Raw genomic sequence first — 14,590 nt, forward strand, 5'->3', positions numbered from 1 at the left:
TGGTGTGAATTCAGCGGTGGCGGGGTGAAGATCCCAAGGTCGCTTGCGGTGGCGTCGCGTCCCCTTCCGGGCGGTGCCGGGAGGGCGGGGCCCGGCTTTCGCGTGGCCGTCGCGTCTCTGCCGGAGTTCAGCCCATGCCGATCGGTGCGCATACGTGCTCGGGCGGGCGCCTCACCGGTGCCAAACGACCCCGATTTGCGGCGGTATTCTCCTGCGGGTGGGGCCTGTGTGCACTTCGACTGCACACAGGCCCCTGGATGTCACATCAAAGCCGGGCTCTCAGGAGAGCCGGCCCAGCGGCATCCGCTCAGCCGTTGGCCTGGGCGAACGTGTAGCCGCCGACGAACGCGGCGACGGCGACGGCCGGGGTCGCCAGCACCGGGGTCTGGCCCGCGACGACCTGACCCTTGTCGGTCTCCGACAGCTTCTCCTCGGCCTTCACGATGATCTCGCGCATAGCGATCGCTCCTTGTGTGAGAGAAAGACGTTGCTTTACCCCGGCCCCCGTGATGTCACGCGAACGAGAGGGATCCCGGCGCCAGTTACCCCTACCACCGGTAACGAGTGACGCCGGTCACGGAGTGGATGAAAGCAGCACGGAACCGGGGTGCGTATGACGTGGATCACAGCACGAACGGACAGGTCTATTCCACTTGCCTGACGTCGGTCACACGTCGCGTATGACAGGTGTCAGGGTGCTCCATGAGTCAACTCATGCCTTGAGCATGGGATTTGAGGTTGCGGCGAGCGCGCCTGAGTGCCTCGCAGGCGTGAATGTGACTGACGCCACAGCCCCGGATGTGCCTCCGAGCTCATAAGTGGACAATCCTGTTCCGCTTAACTGGCAGATGTCATAGGCCCGTTGTGACATTCGGCAGGGCGATTGATGACCCTCCTCACCTGCCACCCCCGACTCGCTGGCAAGAATGTGTTGCGTGAAAACCACGGAGACTGAGTACGCGTCACGAGCCCGGATCGCGGGGCGAGGGGCCGGTACGGAAAGAAGGCGGCAGGTGGTTCCGCGGGTGACCGCGGTGCCGTCGAACCCACCCTCCCCACCGGGCCCTTCCTCGCTTGCGGCGGCGAAATCCGGGAGTCCTCCGCTCCTTTCGGCGGGAACCCCGTAGCGCCTCTCCCGCGCTCTCCCGTGTTTTCACGGCGCGTCCGGGGATGGGCGCGCCGGCGCGAAACCCGGTGCCGACCGGGTTGTGAGTTCCGTCCCCACCGGCCAGGGGACGGCACGATCCCGGCTGGAATCGCGAGGCCGCGATGCCGTAGGACCGCATCGCAGGATCCGGGTCCAGCCCTCTCATCGCATCGCTCCTGCTCCCCACTCCGACAAGGACTGAGCTGTGGCAATACGAGTCCTGCTGGCCGACGACGAGAACATGATCCTGGGGGCCCTCTCGGCCCTGCTCTCCCTCGAGGACGACATAGAGGTGGTGGCCCAGGCCGAGGACGGCACGAAGGCATTCGACCTCGCCTGCATACACAGTCCCGACGTGTGCGTCCTGGACCTGCACATGCCCGGCAAGGACGGCATCACCGTCACCCGCGACCTGCAGCGCGCCGTGCCCGGCACCCGCTGCATGGTGCTCACATCCCACGCGGCACCCGGTTATCTCAAGCAGGCCCTCCAGGCGGGGGCAAGGGGCTTCGTGCCGAAGACGACCTCCGCGCAGCAGCTCGCGGGCATCATCCGGGAGGTGCACCTCGGCGCCCAGTACGTCGATCCGGGCATGGCGGCGGACGCGCTCTCCTCGGGGGACTCCCCGCTGACCCGGCGTGAGGCGGACATCCTGGGCCTCGCCGCCGACGGGGCGCCCATCTGCGAGATCGCGCAGCGTGCTGCCCTGCGGCCGGGAACCGTACGCAACTACCTGTCGGACATCATGGGGAAGCTGAACGTGGCCAACAGGCACGAAGCCGTGCACGTGGCCCGCCGCTTCGGCTGGATCTGAGGCCCCGGCCCGCCGGCGGGCAGCGCCTCTGCCCCGGCCCGCCGGCGAGCCGGGGCACCCCGCATCCAGCCGGAGCGCCGCGCCGCCTCAGCACTCGATGACGTTGACGGCGAGCCCGCCCCGCGCCGTCTCCTTGTACTTGACCTTCATGTCGGCGCCGGTGGCCTTCATGGTCTTGATGGCCTTGTCCAGGGAGACGTGGTGGCGGCCGTCGCCGCGGAGCGACATACGGGCCGCGGTGACGGCCTTCACCGCCGCCATGCCGTTCCGTTCGATGCAGGGGATCTGGACGAGGCCGCCGATGGGGTCGCAGGTCAGGCCGAGGTTGTGCTCCATGCCGATCTCCGCGGCGTTCTCCACCTTCTCGGGGCCGCCGCCCAGCACCTCGGCCAGGCCGCCGGCCGCCATCGAGCAGGCGGAGCCGACCTCGCCCTGGCAGCCGACCTCGGCGCCCGAGATCGACGCGTTCTCCTTGAACAGCAGCCCGATCGCCCCCGCGGCCAGCAGGAAGCGGACGATGCCGTCCTCGTCGGCCCCCGGCACGAACTCGGTGTAGTAGTGCAGCACTGCCGGGATGATGCCCGCCGCACCGTTCGTCGGGGCGGTCACGACCCGGCCGCCCGCCGCGTTCTCCTCGTTCACCGCCATCGCGTAGAGCGTCAGCCACTCCATGGCGTGGACCTCGCGGCTGCCCTCGGCGCGCAGCTGCCGGGCGGCCGTGGCTGCCCTGCGGCGTACCTTCAGCCCGCCCGGCAGGATGCCCTCCCGGGTGAGGCCGCGCGCCACGCACGCCTGCATGACCCGCCAGATCTCGAGGAGATCGGCGCGGATCTGCTCCTCCGAGCGCCACGCCTTCTCGTTCTCCAGCATCAGCCCCGAGATGGACAGGCCCGTCTCCCGGGTCAGGCGGAGCAGTTCGTCGCCCGTACGGAACGGATGGCGCAACCCGGTGTCGTCGAGCTTGATGGGGCTGGCGGCGCCGTCGCCCTCGTCGAGCACGGACTCGTCGACGACGAAGCCGCCGCCCACCGAGTAGTAGGTCTTCTCCAGCAGCAGGCTGCCGGAGGCGTCGTGGGCGAAGAGCTTCATCCCGTTGGCGTGGTACGGCAGCGACTTGCGCCTGTGCAGGACCAGTTGGGACTGCTCGTCGAAGGCGATCTCGTGGGCGTCCCCTATGTCGGCGGCCAGCAGCCGCAGCCGCTTCGAGGAGCGGACGGCCTCCACCCGCCCGTCGGCGGACTCCACGTCGACGTCCCGCGGGGTCTCGCCCTCGAGCCCGAGAAGCACGGCCTTGGCGGTGCCGTGCCCGTGCCCCGTCGCACCGAGCGACCCGAACAGCTCCGCCCGTACGGACGCCGTGTGTGCCAGGACGCCCTCGTTCTTCAGACGCCGGGCGAACATGCGGGCTGCGCGCATCGGACCGACCGTGTGCGAACTGGACGGGCCGATGCCGATGGAGAAGAGGTCGAAGACGGAGATCGCCATGGCGGCGGCCTCCTTTCCTTGCGTGCGGTTCGGTGCGGTGGAGGAGGCCCCGGCGGGGACCGCCGGGACGGCGGGGGAGTGGCCGGGGCCGCCTCCGTCACAGGCCGGGGGGGGGCGCCGCGGCGGAATGCCGACGGCGTGCCCTCCGGCTGCGGTGCCGCGACGCGACGCCGCGTGGTGACGTTCGGTCACCCGTTCCCGGCTACTTGCCCAGCCCGGGGTAGAGCGGGTGCTTGTCCGCGAGAGCCGTGACGCGTGCGCTCAGCGACTTCGCCTTGTCCTCGTCGAAGGCGGGAAGCAGCGCCTCGGCGATGATGTCGGCGACCTCCCGGAAATCCTCCTCCTGGAAGCCGCGGGTCGCCAGCGCGGGCGTACCGATGCGCAGACCCGAGGTGACCATGGGCGGACGGGGGTCGTTGGGGACCGCGTTCCGGTTGACCGTGATGCCGATCTCGTGCAGCCGGTCCTCCGCCTGCTGGCCGTCCAGTTCGCTGTTGCGCAGGTCGACGAGGACGAGGTGGACGTCCGTGCCGCCGGAGAGCACGGAGACGCCGGCGTCGACCGCGTCCTGCTTCAGCAGCCGCTCGGCGAGCAGCCGGGCGCCGTCCAGGGTGCGCTGCTGGCGCTCCTTGAACTCGTCGGTCGCCGCGATCTTGAACGAGACGGCCTTCGCCGCGATGACGTGCTCCAGCGGGCCGCCCTGCTGGCCGGGGAAGACCGCGCTGTTGATCTTCTTCGCGTACTCCTTCTTGGAGAGGATCACACCGCCGCGCGGGCCGCCGAGCGTCTTGTGCGTCGTGGTGGTGACGACGTCCGCGTAGGGCACGGGCGAGGGGTGCAGCCCGGCTGCGACCAGACCGGCGAAGTGCGCCATGTCGACCATCAGCAGCGCGCCGACCTCGTCCGCGATGCGGCGGAAGGCGGCGAAGTCGAGCTGACGCGGGTACGCCGACCAGCCGGCGATGATCATCTGCGGGCGGTGCTCGCGGGCCAGGCGCTCCACCTCGGCCATGTCGACCCGGCTGCTCTCCTCGTCGACGCGGTACGCGACCACGTTGTAGAGCTTGCCGGAGAAGTTGATCTTCATGCCGTGCGTGAGGTGCCCGCCGTGCGCCAGGTCCAGACCCATGATCGTGTCGCCCGGCTTGAGCAGCGCGAACATCGCTGCGGCGTTGGCCGAGGCGCCCGAGTGCGGCTGCACGTTCGCGGCTTCGGCGCCGAAGAGGGCCTTGATGCGCTCACGGGCGATGTTCTCGATGACGTCGACGTGTTCGCAGCCGCCGTAGTAGCGGCGGCCCGGGTAGCCCTCGGCGTACTTGTTGGTGAGGACCGAGCCCTGGGCCTCGAGGGAGGCCACCGGAGCGAAGTTCTCCGAGGCGATCATCTCGAGAGTGGACTGCTGGCGGTGGAGTTCGGCGTCGACTGCGGCGGCGACGTCCGGGTCCACCTCGTGGAGAGAGCTGTTCAGAAGCGACATGGAACCATCCCTGGTGGCGGGCCGGGCAGGCACTTGGCGGGCACTTGGGGCACTGAGCGGGCTGTGGGCGGGCTGTGAGCGGAGGAGGGCAGGCCGGCGGAGCGGTCCGCGGGGATCAGCCGCCCGAGGTGAAGGCGGTGTACTCCTCGGCGGAGAGCAGCCCGTCCGGCTCGTCCGAGATCTTGACCTTGAACAGCCAGCCGCCTTCGAAGGGTGCGGAGTTGACCAGGGCCGGGTCGTCCACCACGTCCTGGTTGATCTCGGTGATCTCACCGGAGACGGGGGCGTACAGATCGCTCACCGACTTCGTCGACTCCAGTTCACCGCAGGGCTCGCCCGCCGTGACGGACTCGCCGGCCTCGGGGAGCTGGACGAAGACGACATCGCCGAGGGCGTCGGCGGCGTGCGAGGTGATGCCGACCGTCGAGACGCCGTCCTCGGCGGCCGACAGCCACTCGTGCTCCTTGCTGTAACGCAGCTGCTGGGGGTTGCTCATAGTGCGATTCTCCTGGATGTGAAGGGGACGGAGGAAAACAGTCTTGGTCAGTGGGACGGGCGCCGCGCACAGGTCCGTACGGCCTGCCGCACGCACCACGCATCCGGCACGGGCACGGGGATGATCCTTCCCACCCGTCGCTGCGGCCACGACACCCGGCACTGTGGGATCGGCGACTCCCGTCCGCAGGGCGGAACCGGGACTCAGCGCTGCCGCTTGTAGAAGGGGAGCGCCACGACCTCGTACGGCTCGTGCTTGCCGCGGATGTCCACCGCGACGCCGCCGGTGCCGGGCTCGGCGTGCGCCGGGTCGACGTAGGCGATGGCGACCGGCTTGCCGAGAGTCGGCGAGGGGGCGCCGGAGGTCACCTCGCCGATGACCGAACCGTCCGCGGCGGAGACCACGGCGTACCCGGCACGCGGTACGCGGCGTCCCTCCGCGATGAGTCCCACCAGCTTCCGCGGGGGAGCCTCCTCGGCGCGCGCGGCGGCGGCCTCCAGGGGCTCGCGTCCGACGAACGCGCCGTCGTTGGTGGTCTTCTCGAACTTCACGATGCGGCCGAGCCCGGCGTCGAAGGGCGTTGTCGCCGTGGACAGTTCGTGTCCGTACAGCGGCATGCCGGCCTCCAGGCGGAGGGTGTCCCGGCAGCTCAGCCCGCACGGCACAAGCCCGGCCGGGGCGCCCGCCTCGGTGAGCGCCTCCCACACCGCGACTGCGTCGTCGGGTGAGACGAACAGCTCGAAGCCGTCCTCGCCGGTGTAGCCGGTGCGGGCGACGAGCGCGTCGCGTCCGGCGACGGTGCCCGGCAGGCCCGCGTAGTACTTCAGGCCGTCGAGGTCGGCGTCGGTGAGCGTCTTCAGGATGCCGGCGGCCTCCGGGCCCTGGACGGCGATGAGCGCGTACGCGTCGCGGTCGTCCCGCACGGTCGCGTCGAAGCCCGTGCTGCGCTCGCGCAGCGCGTCGAGCACCACCTGGGAGTTGGCGGCGTTCGCCACGACCATGTACCGCTGCTCACCGGTCCGGTAGACGATCAGGTCGTCGAGGATGCCGCCCCGCTCGTTGCAGATCATCGTGTAGCGGGCGCGGCCCTCGGACAGCTTCGAGAGGTTGCCCACCAGGGCGTAGTCCAGCAACTCGCCCGCCTGCGGGCCTTCGAGGGTGATCTCGCCCATGTGGGAGAGGTCGAAGAGCCCTGCGCGGGTGCGTACGGCGACGTGCTCGTCACGTTCGCTGCCGTAGCGCAGCGGCATGTCCCAGCCTGCGAAGTCCGTCATCGTCGCGCCGAGCGCGCGGTGAGTGGCGTCCAGGGCGGTGGTGCGGGGGCGGTCGCTCGCGGTGGTTCCGCCGGTGTCGCTCATGTCAGGCTCCCGTGACTCGGTGACGCGGATGTCCTCCCCATCTGTCATCGGAACCTGAGAGGTTCGCCACGAGCCCTGAACAGGGTGGTGGCTTGCACCTTGGGTGGAGCCGCACCGGGGCGGCCCGCTTTTCAGATCTGCCTCGTCCTGCGCGGTAATCGGTGCCTGAGAGATTCAAGGGAGGACTTGCTCCTTCGGCGCCCCGGCGGACCCGCGTCGCTGCGCGCGGCCGGGAACTCTCCCGCGTGGATTCAAACGGCCGGTATGCAGTTGGCCTGCACATCATGGCATGGCACCGCAGACGCGTCGACGGTGCGGACAACGGGGAGAACAGCGGGGGAGCGGGCGAGGTCCGGCGGCGGGCGCCGAACGGACACGGACAGGGGCAATCGCCGCCTTGATGCGCATTACCGTTTCTTGACACTCTCGGAGACGAGCCGCCGTACGGCGGCGTTATTCGGGGAGGGCGATCAGGTGGGCAGCCTGCGCAGTACGTACGCGACGGTGACGGGCTGGGGATACTCCCAGCCCGGCTCCCGGCAGGAGCGGACCGTCTCCGCCACGAAGATGTCCACGCCGGTCGTCCGGCACGATCTGCGCGGCACTGCGGCCAGACGGACACTGCGCTTCCCCACGGGCGACAGGGTGGTGGTCTCCGGCCTCCCAGGAAGCGGTAAATCGACGCTGATCCGCCGCGTCGTCGCCGTGGCCGACACGGTCCGCCGCATCGACTCCCAGGACGCTCGGGAGCGGTGGTCGGCGCTGCTGCCCCGCTGGCTGCCCTACGCCGTCTACCGGCCGCTGGTGCGTCTCGCGCACTACGCGGGGCTGCGCGGCGCGCTCGTCTCCGGGGCGAGCGTCGTTGTGCACGACTGCGGAAGCCAGAGCTGGGTGCGCAACTGGCTGGGCAGGGACTCGCGCCGGCGCGGCCGGGCCATGCACCTCGTCCTGCTCGACGTACCGCCCTCCGCCGCGCTGGCCGGTCAGGCCCAGCGGGGACGACGGGTGTCCGACTACGCCTTCCTGCGGCACCGCAGGGCCGTCCGGCAGCTCCTCGCCGACGCGGAGGCCGGGCGCCTGCCGCGCGGATGCGCGTCCGTGGTGCTGCTGGACCGGGAAGCGGCGGCGGCCCTGCGGGGCGTGGCCTTCGAATAGAGCGACCGACGGACGAACAGGGCGACCAACGGACGAACAGAGCGACCGACGGAGCACCGAGGCGTCCGGTGTGCGACCGCTGAACGGCGGTTTCCGCGTGCCGGACCCGATGCGCCCGGCCGCCCCACCGTCCCGCTGGACGGGCGGGACGGCCGGGCGCATCCGAGTGCCGGCACGGCTGCGGCGTTCAGTCCAGCAGGGGGGAGAGCAGCCTCCCCGTGAACAGCCGCACGCCGTCTGCGCCGTCCATGCCGTCTGCGCCGTCCAGGTCATCCAGGTCGGAGTCCTCGTCCGAAGTGGCCCGGCCGTCGGGCGCGGTGGCGAGAAGCTTCACCGTCTCCCTCGCCAGCCGGCGGGCCTCCGCGCGGCTCTGCCGTGCGTCGCCGCCCCGGGAGGTCTCCAGCAGCGCCTCGGCGCGGTCCTCCAGCGCGGTGAGGGCCGCGCCGTCCCGGTTCCCGCCGCGCAGCCGCAGCTCCGCCAGCGCCTCCTGTACGTCCTCGGCGTGCTCCGCGGAGTCCTCCCGGGAGAGGCGTCCGCCCGGTGACTCCTGGACGTCCTCGAGCAGGTCGCCGACCTCGTCGACGAGACCGTCGTACCGCTCCAGACGGTCGGAGGAGAGGGTCTGACGGTCGATCAGCGTCGTCGTCACCGCGGACCTCGGCGAAGCGCCGTCCGCGGACCGGGGGGAGGACTTCTCCGACCCGCTCTGCTCCGCGACGAGTCCGAGGTCCTTCATGGCTGCCGTGTTGACCGCTTCGAGCTGCCCGAGCAGCGCCTTCGACGCCGCGGTGCGCGCCTTCGCGTCGTCACGGGGACGGTCGGCCAGCCGCTGCACCGAGGTCTGGAACCCCTCCGTGGCGCCGGTGATGTGGACGACCTTCGTGCTCCTGCGCTGCTGCACCTCGCCCGTGGCCGGAAGAGTCCGCGCGGTACGCGCCCTGGCCACGGCGTCCCGGACGCGGCGCAGCTGCGAGTCCAGCTGCTGCCGCTGCTCGCGCGACATCTCCACGTCGTCGTTCTGGACCGTCGAGCCGGTCAGGTCGGAGAGCCGGCCGAGGCCGCCCAGTGCGCGGATCTGCAGTACGTGGATGTGGTCCGTGTCGTGGTGCGCGGACGTGGCGCCCCGGCTGCTGGAAGGGGCGGTCGGGGCGTTGTCCGTGGCGGCGGCGGCCGGGCCGGCCAGGCCGGCGGCCAGGGATCCCGAGAGCGCGAGGGTGAGTGCGGCGGATGCCGCGTTGGTGGCGCGCATGGAGCAGTTCCTCCCGTGGGCGATGCAAGTCGATGGGACGGTGACCACGATTCGCAGGCCCGTCGCACTGTGCAACCGGAGAGTGGCCATACGTGAACGGGCCCCGCCGTACAAGGGCCGCGGACCCTCCGCGAGAGGGCTTCCGGCGTCCTCACCCGCCGCGTCCGGACAGGTCGGGCCCTCTCGCAACAGCTCCCTGTGACCGAGGCGTTCGACTGCTCATCTAGGGTTGCCGCCATGACCATTCCGCAGCAGTACGGACCGGGCCACGGCGGAGGCTGGCCCGGCAACGAGCTGGAGGAAACCCTCGCGGCCTCCCTCGACGTGCCCAACGCGGGCGCCCGGCTGCTGGAAGTGCTCGCCCGCAGCAGCGTCTGGGTGCCCCTGCCCGAGGGCGGCGGCCCCGCGAGCCCCGCTCTCGACCTGCCGACCGTCGAGCTGGACGGGGCTCCGTACGTCCCCGTCTTCAGCTCCGAGCAGCAGTTCCTGCACGTGGTCGGCGGCCACATGTCCTTCACGGTGGCGCCCGCGCGGGAGTTCGCCCGCGGCCTGCCGCCCCAGGTGGGCATCGCCGTGAACCCGGAGGGCACGGTCGGGATGCCTCTGCCGCCCGAGGCGGTCGCGGAGCTGTGCGCCAACACCCCCAACGAGCAGGCGTCCTGGGGCGTGGCCCGGGGTGCCCGGGTGCGGCTCTTCGAGCCGGACTGGCAGGACGAACCGGTGGACTTCCTCGGTGCGGCGGCAGGCGAGTTCTCGATGCTGCCCGCCGTCAGGACCGCACGGCGCGCCCTGGCGAGCACCGAGGGCGACGCCCCGGCGCTCTTCGTCGGCATCGAACTCGACCACCTCGACCCCGAGATCCGCCAGTCCGCGCACGAGGCGCTGGGCCGCGCCCTGGGACGTGTCCCGGTGGGGTGGCTGGTGCAGCTGGTGCTGCTGGACGCGGCGCAGGATCCGGTCGTGGAGTGGATGCGCCAGTGCGTGCGCCCCTTCTACACGCGGGCCTGACGCCCCCGCACGCCGGCCGGGAACGGGGCTCTCGCACCTGAGGTGTAGCGCTCCGGGACGAGGCGTGATGTCGGTCCCTGCTCGTAAGCTGGTTTGATGACGGGGACAACGGGGAGGGCCGCGCGTGCGTGCCCGGAGCAGATCATCGAGCAGGACCGCTTCCCGGCCGGCCGTGCAGGCACGGCGTCCGGGCAGGGCGGCAGCGGAGAAAGGGCGGCCAGGTGAGCGCGGGTGCAGGCCTCGAGCAGCTGCTGGGGCAGGTGACGCCGGGGAGGTACGAGACCTACGAGTCGCTGCTCGACGCGCTCGCCGACAGTCAGGTGTGGATGCTGCTCTGGAACGGCCGGCCGGGCTCCCCCGACGCCCAGTACGGGAACATGGAGGTCGGGGGGTACGGCTACGCGCCGTGCGTGACCTCGCCTCAGGAGCTGGCCGCCTCCGGCTGGGACCGCGCGCACGAGGTGGTCCCGGGCCGTGAGATCGCCGCGGCCCTCTTCCCCGAGCGGTGGGGGATCTGGCTCAATCCGCACGCCCCTGGCGGCGGTGTCGGCGTGCCGTGGCTCGACCTGCGCCGCGTCGCCATGGGCCTCGACCAGCTGCCCGCCGGGCCGCTGCGCATCACCGAACCGAGCCTGGACATCGCCCAGTTCTACGCCCTGCTCAGCCAGAACGCGCACCGCACGCCCGCTGTGCGCTCGCTGCGCCGCTGCTGGGTGCAGCCCGCGCTCGGCGCCGCGTATCTCGCGATCGGCCTTGACCTGTACGACACGGGGCGTCAGGCCGTGGAATCGGCCCAGCAGATGATGCGCGAGTCGGTCGCCGCCGTTCCCGACGGGCTGCCCGTGTCGAGCGTCGCGATGTCGGACGACTACGACCCGGTGGCGATGTGGCTGCGCCGCAACAGCCGGCCGTTCTTCGACCGCGACGTCCCCGCGGCCCACGCCGCGCAGCAGGCCGGTCCGGGTCAGGGCTACGGCTATCCGCGTCCGTACTGAGCGCGCCGGGCCGGGAGTCGGTACGGCGCGCTCAGTCCTGAGCTCGCAATGGGCGCGCGCCGTCCTGAGCGCGTCCGCGCGGTGTCCGTGCCGCAAGTGAACGTGCGGGCGGGTACCCGAGCGTCCCGACCTCCGTTCCCCGTGCCTCCCGGGGCCCCAACGCGGCGCGCCCCGGGCCCAATTCGGACGGGACCGGAACGACGGTCGACTGCCTTGCCGCGTGGGGCGCGTGAGGGGCCCGTCGGACGAGCAGCCGACGCGCGTAGAGCCGACGGACGGGTGAGAACCCGCAGGTGGGCAGGGCTGCACGTCGGCCGCTTCGGCTCCGATAGTCGCCAGCTTCCGTTCGTATAACGGAACCTGACGCGTCACATCACAGTTAGGCATCCTTTCCCCAGGGGGACTGGCGGGTGATCGCGGGGCCGATGAAGACTCCCGACCGTTGAGGCCGATGGCCTTCTGTAGGCACTGCTTGCGAACTGGCCGCTACAGCGGCGGGCGTGGCCGGTCACCGCCGGCCGAGAGAGGGTCCCCCACGATGACGGCACCACTGCACGACACGTCCGCGGAAACCGCGCCCGTCGATCCTGCTCTCGGTGACGGCTCCACCGACAAGGCGATCGAAGGCAGGTCTCTCGGACGGATCGCGTGGAACCGTCTGAAGCGCGACAAACTGGCGCTCACCGGCGGCATCGTGGTCCTGGTGCTCATAGCGGTGGCGGTCTTCGCGCCGCTGATCGTGGGCCTGCTGGGCCACCCGCCGGACCAGCACCACGAGGACAAGATCGACCCGCTCTTCCAGACGCCCATCGGAGCGCTGGGCGGCATCAGCGGCGAGCACCTGCTGGGCATCGAGCCGAGCACCGGCCGGGACATCTTCAGCCGCATCGTCTACGGCGCCCGCGTCTCGCTGCTCGTCGGCTTCCTCTCCGCCATGGTCGCGGTCGTCGTCGGCACCGTACTGGGCGCTCTCGCGGGCTACTTCGGGGGCTGGCTCGACGCCGCGATCAGCCGCGTGATGGACATGCTGCTGGCCTTTCCGCAGTTGCTCTTCATCATCTCGCTGATCTCCGTGGTGCCCAACCAGATGTTCGGGCTGACGGGCACGGGCGTGCGGCTGACCGTGATGATCCTCGTGATCGGCTTCTTCGGCTGGCCCTACATCGGACGGATCGTCCGCGGCCAGACCCTCTCCCTCCGCGAACGGGAGTACGTGGAAGCGGCCCGCAGCCTCGGCGCGGGGCGGCGCTACATCCTCTTCAAGGAGCTGCTGCCGAACCTGATCGCGCCGATCACCGTGTACACGACGCTGATGATTCCCACCAACATCCTCACCGAGGCCGCGCTCAGCTTCCTCGGTGTGGGCGTCAAGCCGCCGACCGCTTCGTGGGGGCAGATGCTCTCCCAGGCCGTGCGCTACTACGAGGCGGATCCGATGTTCATGGTGGTGCCGGGTGTGGCCATCTTCATCACCGTTCTCTCCTTCAACCTCTTCGGCGACGGTGTGCGTGACGCGCTGGACCCCAAGGGGACACGTTGACCCCCCACCCACAGGGCCGGAAGGTCCTGACCCCCGGGCCCTGCGCAGCCGTGCGGGCCGTGACCAACACGGAGGATTCGAGATCGTGACAACCCAACGCACATCGAGGCGCAGAATCGCCGCGTCGGCCGTCGCGGTCGCGGCGCTGCTGTCCACCGCCGCCTGCGGCGGCGGCAGCGACAGTGACGGTGAGGGCAAGGCCCCCGGTTACAACGCGGCCAACGGCAAGCTGGCCAATGCGTCCGACAAAAAGGGCGGCACGCTGAAGTTCATCGGTACCCAGGACGCCGACTCCTGGGACACCACGCGTGGCTACTACGGCTTCGCCTGGGACTTCATGCGCTACTACAGCCGCACGCTCATCACGAGCAAGCCGGCCCCGGGCAAGGAGTCCTCGGAGCTGGTCCCGGACCTGGCCAAGGCGAAGGCCAAGATCTCCGACGACGGCAAGACCTACGAGTACGAGCTGCGCGACGGCATCACCTGGGAGGACGGCAAGCCCGTCACCTCCAAGGACATCAAGTACGGCATCGAGCGCCAGTGGGCGCAGGACGTGCTGTCCGGTGGTCCCATCTACCTCAAGGACGTGCTCGACCCGGACGAGAAGTACAAGGGCCCCTACAAGGACAAGTCCAAGGACAAGCTCGGCCTGGACGCCATCGAGACGCCGAGCGACGACAAGATCATCTTCCATCTGCCCAAGCGCAACGGTGACTTCGAGCAGATGCTCGCGATGCCGTCGGCCTCGCCGGTGCGCCAGGACAAGGACACCAAGTCCAAGTACGGCCTGAAGCCCTTCTCCAACGGCCCGTACAAGTTCGAGTCGTACACGCCGAACAAGAAGCTGTCGCTGGTCCGCAACCCGGAGTGGAAGAAGTCCTCGGACAACATCCGCAAGGCCCTGCCGGACAAGATCACGCTCACGCTGCTGACGAACGCCGACGAGATGGACAAGCGTCTCATCAACGGCGACTACGACCTGGACATCAACGCCACCGGCATGGAGGCGGCGGGTCGTCAGACAGCCCTGAAGGAGCACAAGGGCAACATCGACAACCCGAGCACCGGCTACATCCGCTACGCGGTCTTCCCGCAGACGGTGAAGCCGTTCGACAACATCCACTGCCGCAAGGCGATGATCTACGGATCGGACCACAAGTCGATCCAGAACGCGCGCGGCGGCCCGCTCGCCGGCGGTGACATCGGCACGAACATGCTGCCGAAGCTGGTGCCCGGCTCGGACCTGAAGTTCGACCCGTACGGCATCGCCAAGAACGAGGGCGCGCCGAACGTGGCGAAGGCCAAGGCCGAACTGAAGAAGTGCGGCAAGCCGAACGGCTTCAAGACCACCATCGCCGTCCGCAACAACAAGCAGGTCGAGGTCGCTTCGGCCGAGGCCATGCAGGCGTCGCTGAAGAAGATCGGCATCGAGGCCGAGGTCGACGAGTACGACGGCGCGCAGACGACCGGCATCATCGGCAACCCCGAGGTCGTCAAGAAGAAGAACTACGGGATCATCATCATGGGTTGGGGCCCGGACTTCCCGTCCGGTCAGGGTTACGGCATGCCGCTGTGGCACAGCAAGTACATCCTGGACAACGGCAACAACAACTACGCCATGATCGACGACCCGAAGATCGACAAGATGTTCGCCGACGCGATCGCGGAACTCGACCAGGACAAGGCCGCGGAGAAGTACGCCGCCATCAACGCCGAGGTCATGAAGGGCGCTTACTACCTGCCCTTCACGTTCGAGAAGAACATCATCTGGCGCTCCAGCCGTCTGACGAACGTCGCCACCACCGACGCGTTCAGCGGCAGGTACGACTACGCCACGCTCGGTGTCAAGTGACCGTCCGACCGCTC

At 70.0% G+C, this 14,590-nt stretch carries 12 protein-coding genes and 1 riboswitch; of the genes, 6 read left to right on the plus strand and 6 right to left on the minus strand.

What is annotated here, in order from left to right; genetic code table 11:
- Positions 1-307: 307 nt before the first annotated feature.
- A complete protein-coding gene (locus ACFPA8_RS06900; protein ID WP_386443825.1) occupies positions 308-457 on the minus strand; it encodes a hypothetical protein in 150 nt (49 codons plus the stop codon).
- 901 nt (positions 458-1,358) lie between these two features.
- Between ACFPA8_RS06900 and ACFPA8_RS06905 the strand changes: the two genes are divergently transcribed.
- Positions 1,359-1,961 (plus strand): response regulator, encoded by a 603-nt coding sequence (locus tag ACFPA8_RS06905; RefSeq protein ID WP_386444688.1) that lies wholly within the window; start codon positions 1,359-1,361, stop codon positions 1,959-1,961.
- A gap of 87 nt (positions 1,962-2,048) precedes the next feature.
- Here the strand turns inward: ACFPA8_RS06905 and ACFPA8_RS06910 are convergent, their stop codons facing one another.
- The 4 genes from ACFPA8_RS06910 to gcvT all read right to left on the minus strand — a co-directional run bounded on the left by ACFPA8_RS06910 (position 2,049) and on the right by gcvT (position 6,777).
- Complete coding sequence (locus ACFPA8_RS06910) at positions 2,049-3,446, minus strand: L-serine ammonia-lyase (RefSeq protein ID WP_386443828.1); 1,398 nt, start codon at positions 3,444-3,446, stop codon at positions 2,049-2,051.
- A gap of 202 nt (positions 3,447-3,648) precedes the next feature.
- A complete protein-coding gene (glyA, locus tag ACFPA8_RS06915) occupies positions 3,649-4,923 on the minus strand; it encodes a serine hydroxymethyltransferase (RefSeq protein WP_386443831.1) in 1,275 nt (424 codons plus the stop codon).
- Positions 4,924-5,038: 115 nt separating this feature from the next.
- Positions 5,039-5,419, minus strand: coding sequence for a glycine cleavage system protein GcvH (gcvH, locus tag ACFPA8_RS06920; protein ID WP_386443834.1), 381 nt, complete (start codon positions 5,417-5,419; stop codon positions 5,039-5,041).
- A 203-nt stretch (positions 5,420-5,622) separates the two neighbouring features.
- A complete protein-coding gene (gcvT, locus tag ACFPA8_RS06925; protein WP_386443836.1) occupies positions 5,623-6,777 on the minus strand; it encodes a glycine cleavage system aminomethyltransferase GcvT in 1,155 nt (384 codons plus the stop codon).
- 142 nt (positions 6,778-6,919) lie between these two features.
- Positions 6,920-7,031: riboswitch (glycine riboswitch) on the minus strand.
- A 313-nt stretch (positions 7,032-7,344) separates the two neighbouring features.
- Between gcvT and ACFPA8_RS06930 the strand changes: the two genes are divergently transcribed.
- A complete protein-coding gene (locus ACFPA8_RS06930) occupies positions 7,345-7,932 on the plus strand; it encodes an AAA family ATPase (protein WP_386444690.1) in 588 nt (195 codons plus the stop codon).
- A gap of 187 nt (positions 7,933-8,119) precedes the next feature.
- On the opposite strand, the gene ACFPA8_RS06935 is transcribed toward ACFPA8_RS06930, so the two are convergent.
- On the minus strand, positions 8,120-9,181 hold the full coding sequence (locus ACFPA8_RS06935; RefSeq protein ID WP_386443839.1) for a hypothetical protein: 1,062 nt from the start codon (positions 9,179-9,181) through the stop codon (positions 8,120-8,122).
- A 237-nt stretch (positions 9,182-9,418) separates the two neighbouring features.
- On the opposite strand from ACFPA8_RS06935, the gene ACFPA8_RS06940 reads away from it, so the two are divergent.
- The 4 genes from ACFPA8_RS06940 to ACFPA8_RS06955 all read left to right on the plus strand — a co-directional run bounded on the left by ACFPA8_RS06940 (position 9,419) and on the right by ACFPA8_RS06955 (position 14,576).
- On the plus strand, positions 9,419-10,189 hold the full coding sequence (locus ACFPA8_RS06940; protein WP_386443842.1) for an enhanced serine sensitivity protein SseB: 771 nt from the start codon (positions 9,419-9,421) through the stop codon (positions 10,187-10,189).
- A 221-nt stretch (positions 10,190-10,410) separates the two neighbouring features.
- Entirely contained in the window at positions 10,411-11,184 is a 774-nt protein-coding gene (locus ACFPA8_RS06945; protein ID WP_386443845.1) for an enhanced serine sensitivity protein SseB C-terminal domain-containing protein, read from the plus strand.
- 538 nt (positions 11,185-11,722) lie between these two features.
- Positions 11,723-12,724 carry an ABC transporter permease gene (locus ACFPA8_RS06950; RefSeq protein WP_386443848.1) on the plus strand — a complete coding sequence of 334 codons (1,002 nt, stop codon included), beginning with the start codon at positions 11,723-11,725 and terminating at the stop codon, positions 12,722-12,724.
- A gap of 85 nt (positions 12,725-12,809) precedes the next feature.
- Positions 12,810-14,576, plus strand: a complete 1,767-nt coding sequence (locus tag ACFPA8_RS06955) for an ABC transporter substrate-binding protein (protein WP_386443851.1) — start codon at positions 12,810-12,812, stop codon at positions 14,574-14,576.
- The last annotated feature ends 14 nt before the right edge of the window (positions 14,577-14,590 follow it).

Source organism: Streptomyces ovatisporus (assembly GCF_042653885.1).
Lineage (GTDB): Bacteria > Actinomycetota > Actinomycetes > Streptomycetales > Streptomycetaceae > Streptomyces > Streptomyces ovatisporus.

What these genes read in the sequence shown, in the direction of transcription:
- ACFPA8_RS06930 (WP_386444690.1), top strand. Translation starts at nt 7,345, where the DNA reads ATGTCCACGCCGGTCGTCCGGCACGATCTGCGCGGCACTGCGGCCAGA.
- ACFPA8_RS06935 (WP_386443839.1), bottom strand. Translation starts at nt 9,181, where the DNA reads ATGCGCGCCACCAACGCGGCATCCGCCGCACTCACCCTCGCGCTCTCG.
- glyA (WP_386443831.1), bottom strand. Translation starts at nt 4,923, where the DNA reads ATGTCGCTTCTGAACAGCTCTCTCCACGAGGTGGACCCGGACGTCGCC.
- ACFPA8_RS06900 (WP_386443825.1), bottom strand. Translation starts at nt 457, where the DNA reads ATGCGCGAGATCATCGTGAAGGCCGAGGAGAAGCTGTCGGAGACCGAC.
- ACFPA8_RS06940 (WP_386443842.1), top strand. Translation starts at nt 9,419, where the DNA reads ATGACCATTCCGCAGCAGTACGGACCGGGCCACGGCGGAGGCTGGCCC.
- gcvT (WP_386443836.1), bottom strand. Translation starts at nt 6,777, where the DNA reads ATGAGCGACACCGGCGGAACCACCGCGAGCGACCGCCCCCGCACCACC.
- ACFPA8_RS06910 (WP_386443828.1), bottom strand. Translation starts at nt 3,446, where the DNA reads ATGGCGATCTCCGTCTTCGACCTCTTCTCCATCGGCATCGGCCCGTCC.
- ACFPA8_RS06950 (WP_386443848.1), top strand. Translation starts at nt 11,723, where the DNA reads ATGACGGCACCACTGCACGACACGTCCGCGGAAACCGCGCCCGTCGAT.
- gcvH (WP_386443834.1), bottom strand. Translation starts at nt 5,419, where the DNA reads ATGAGCAACCCCCAGCAGCTGCGTTACAGCAAGGAGCACGAGTGGCTG.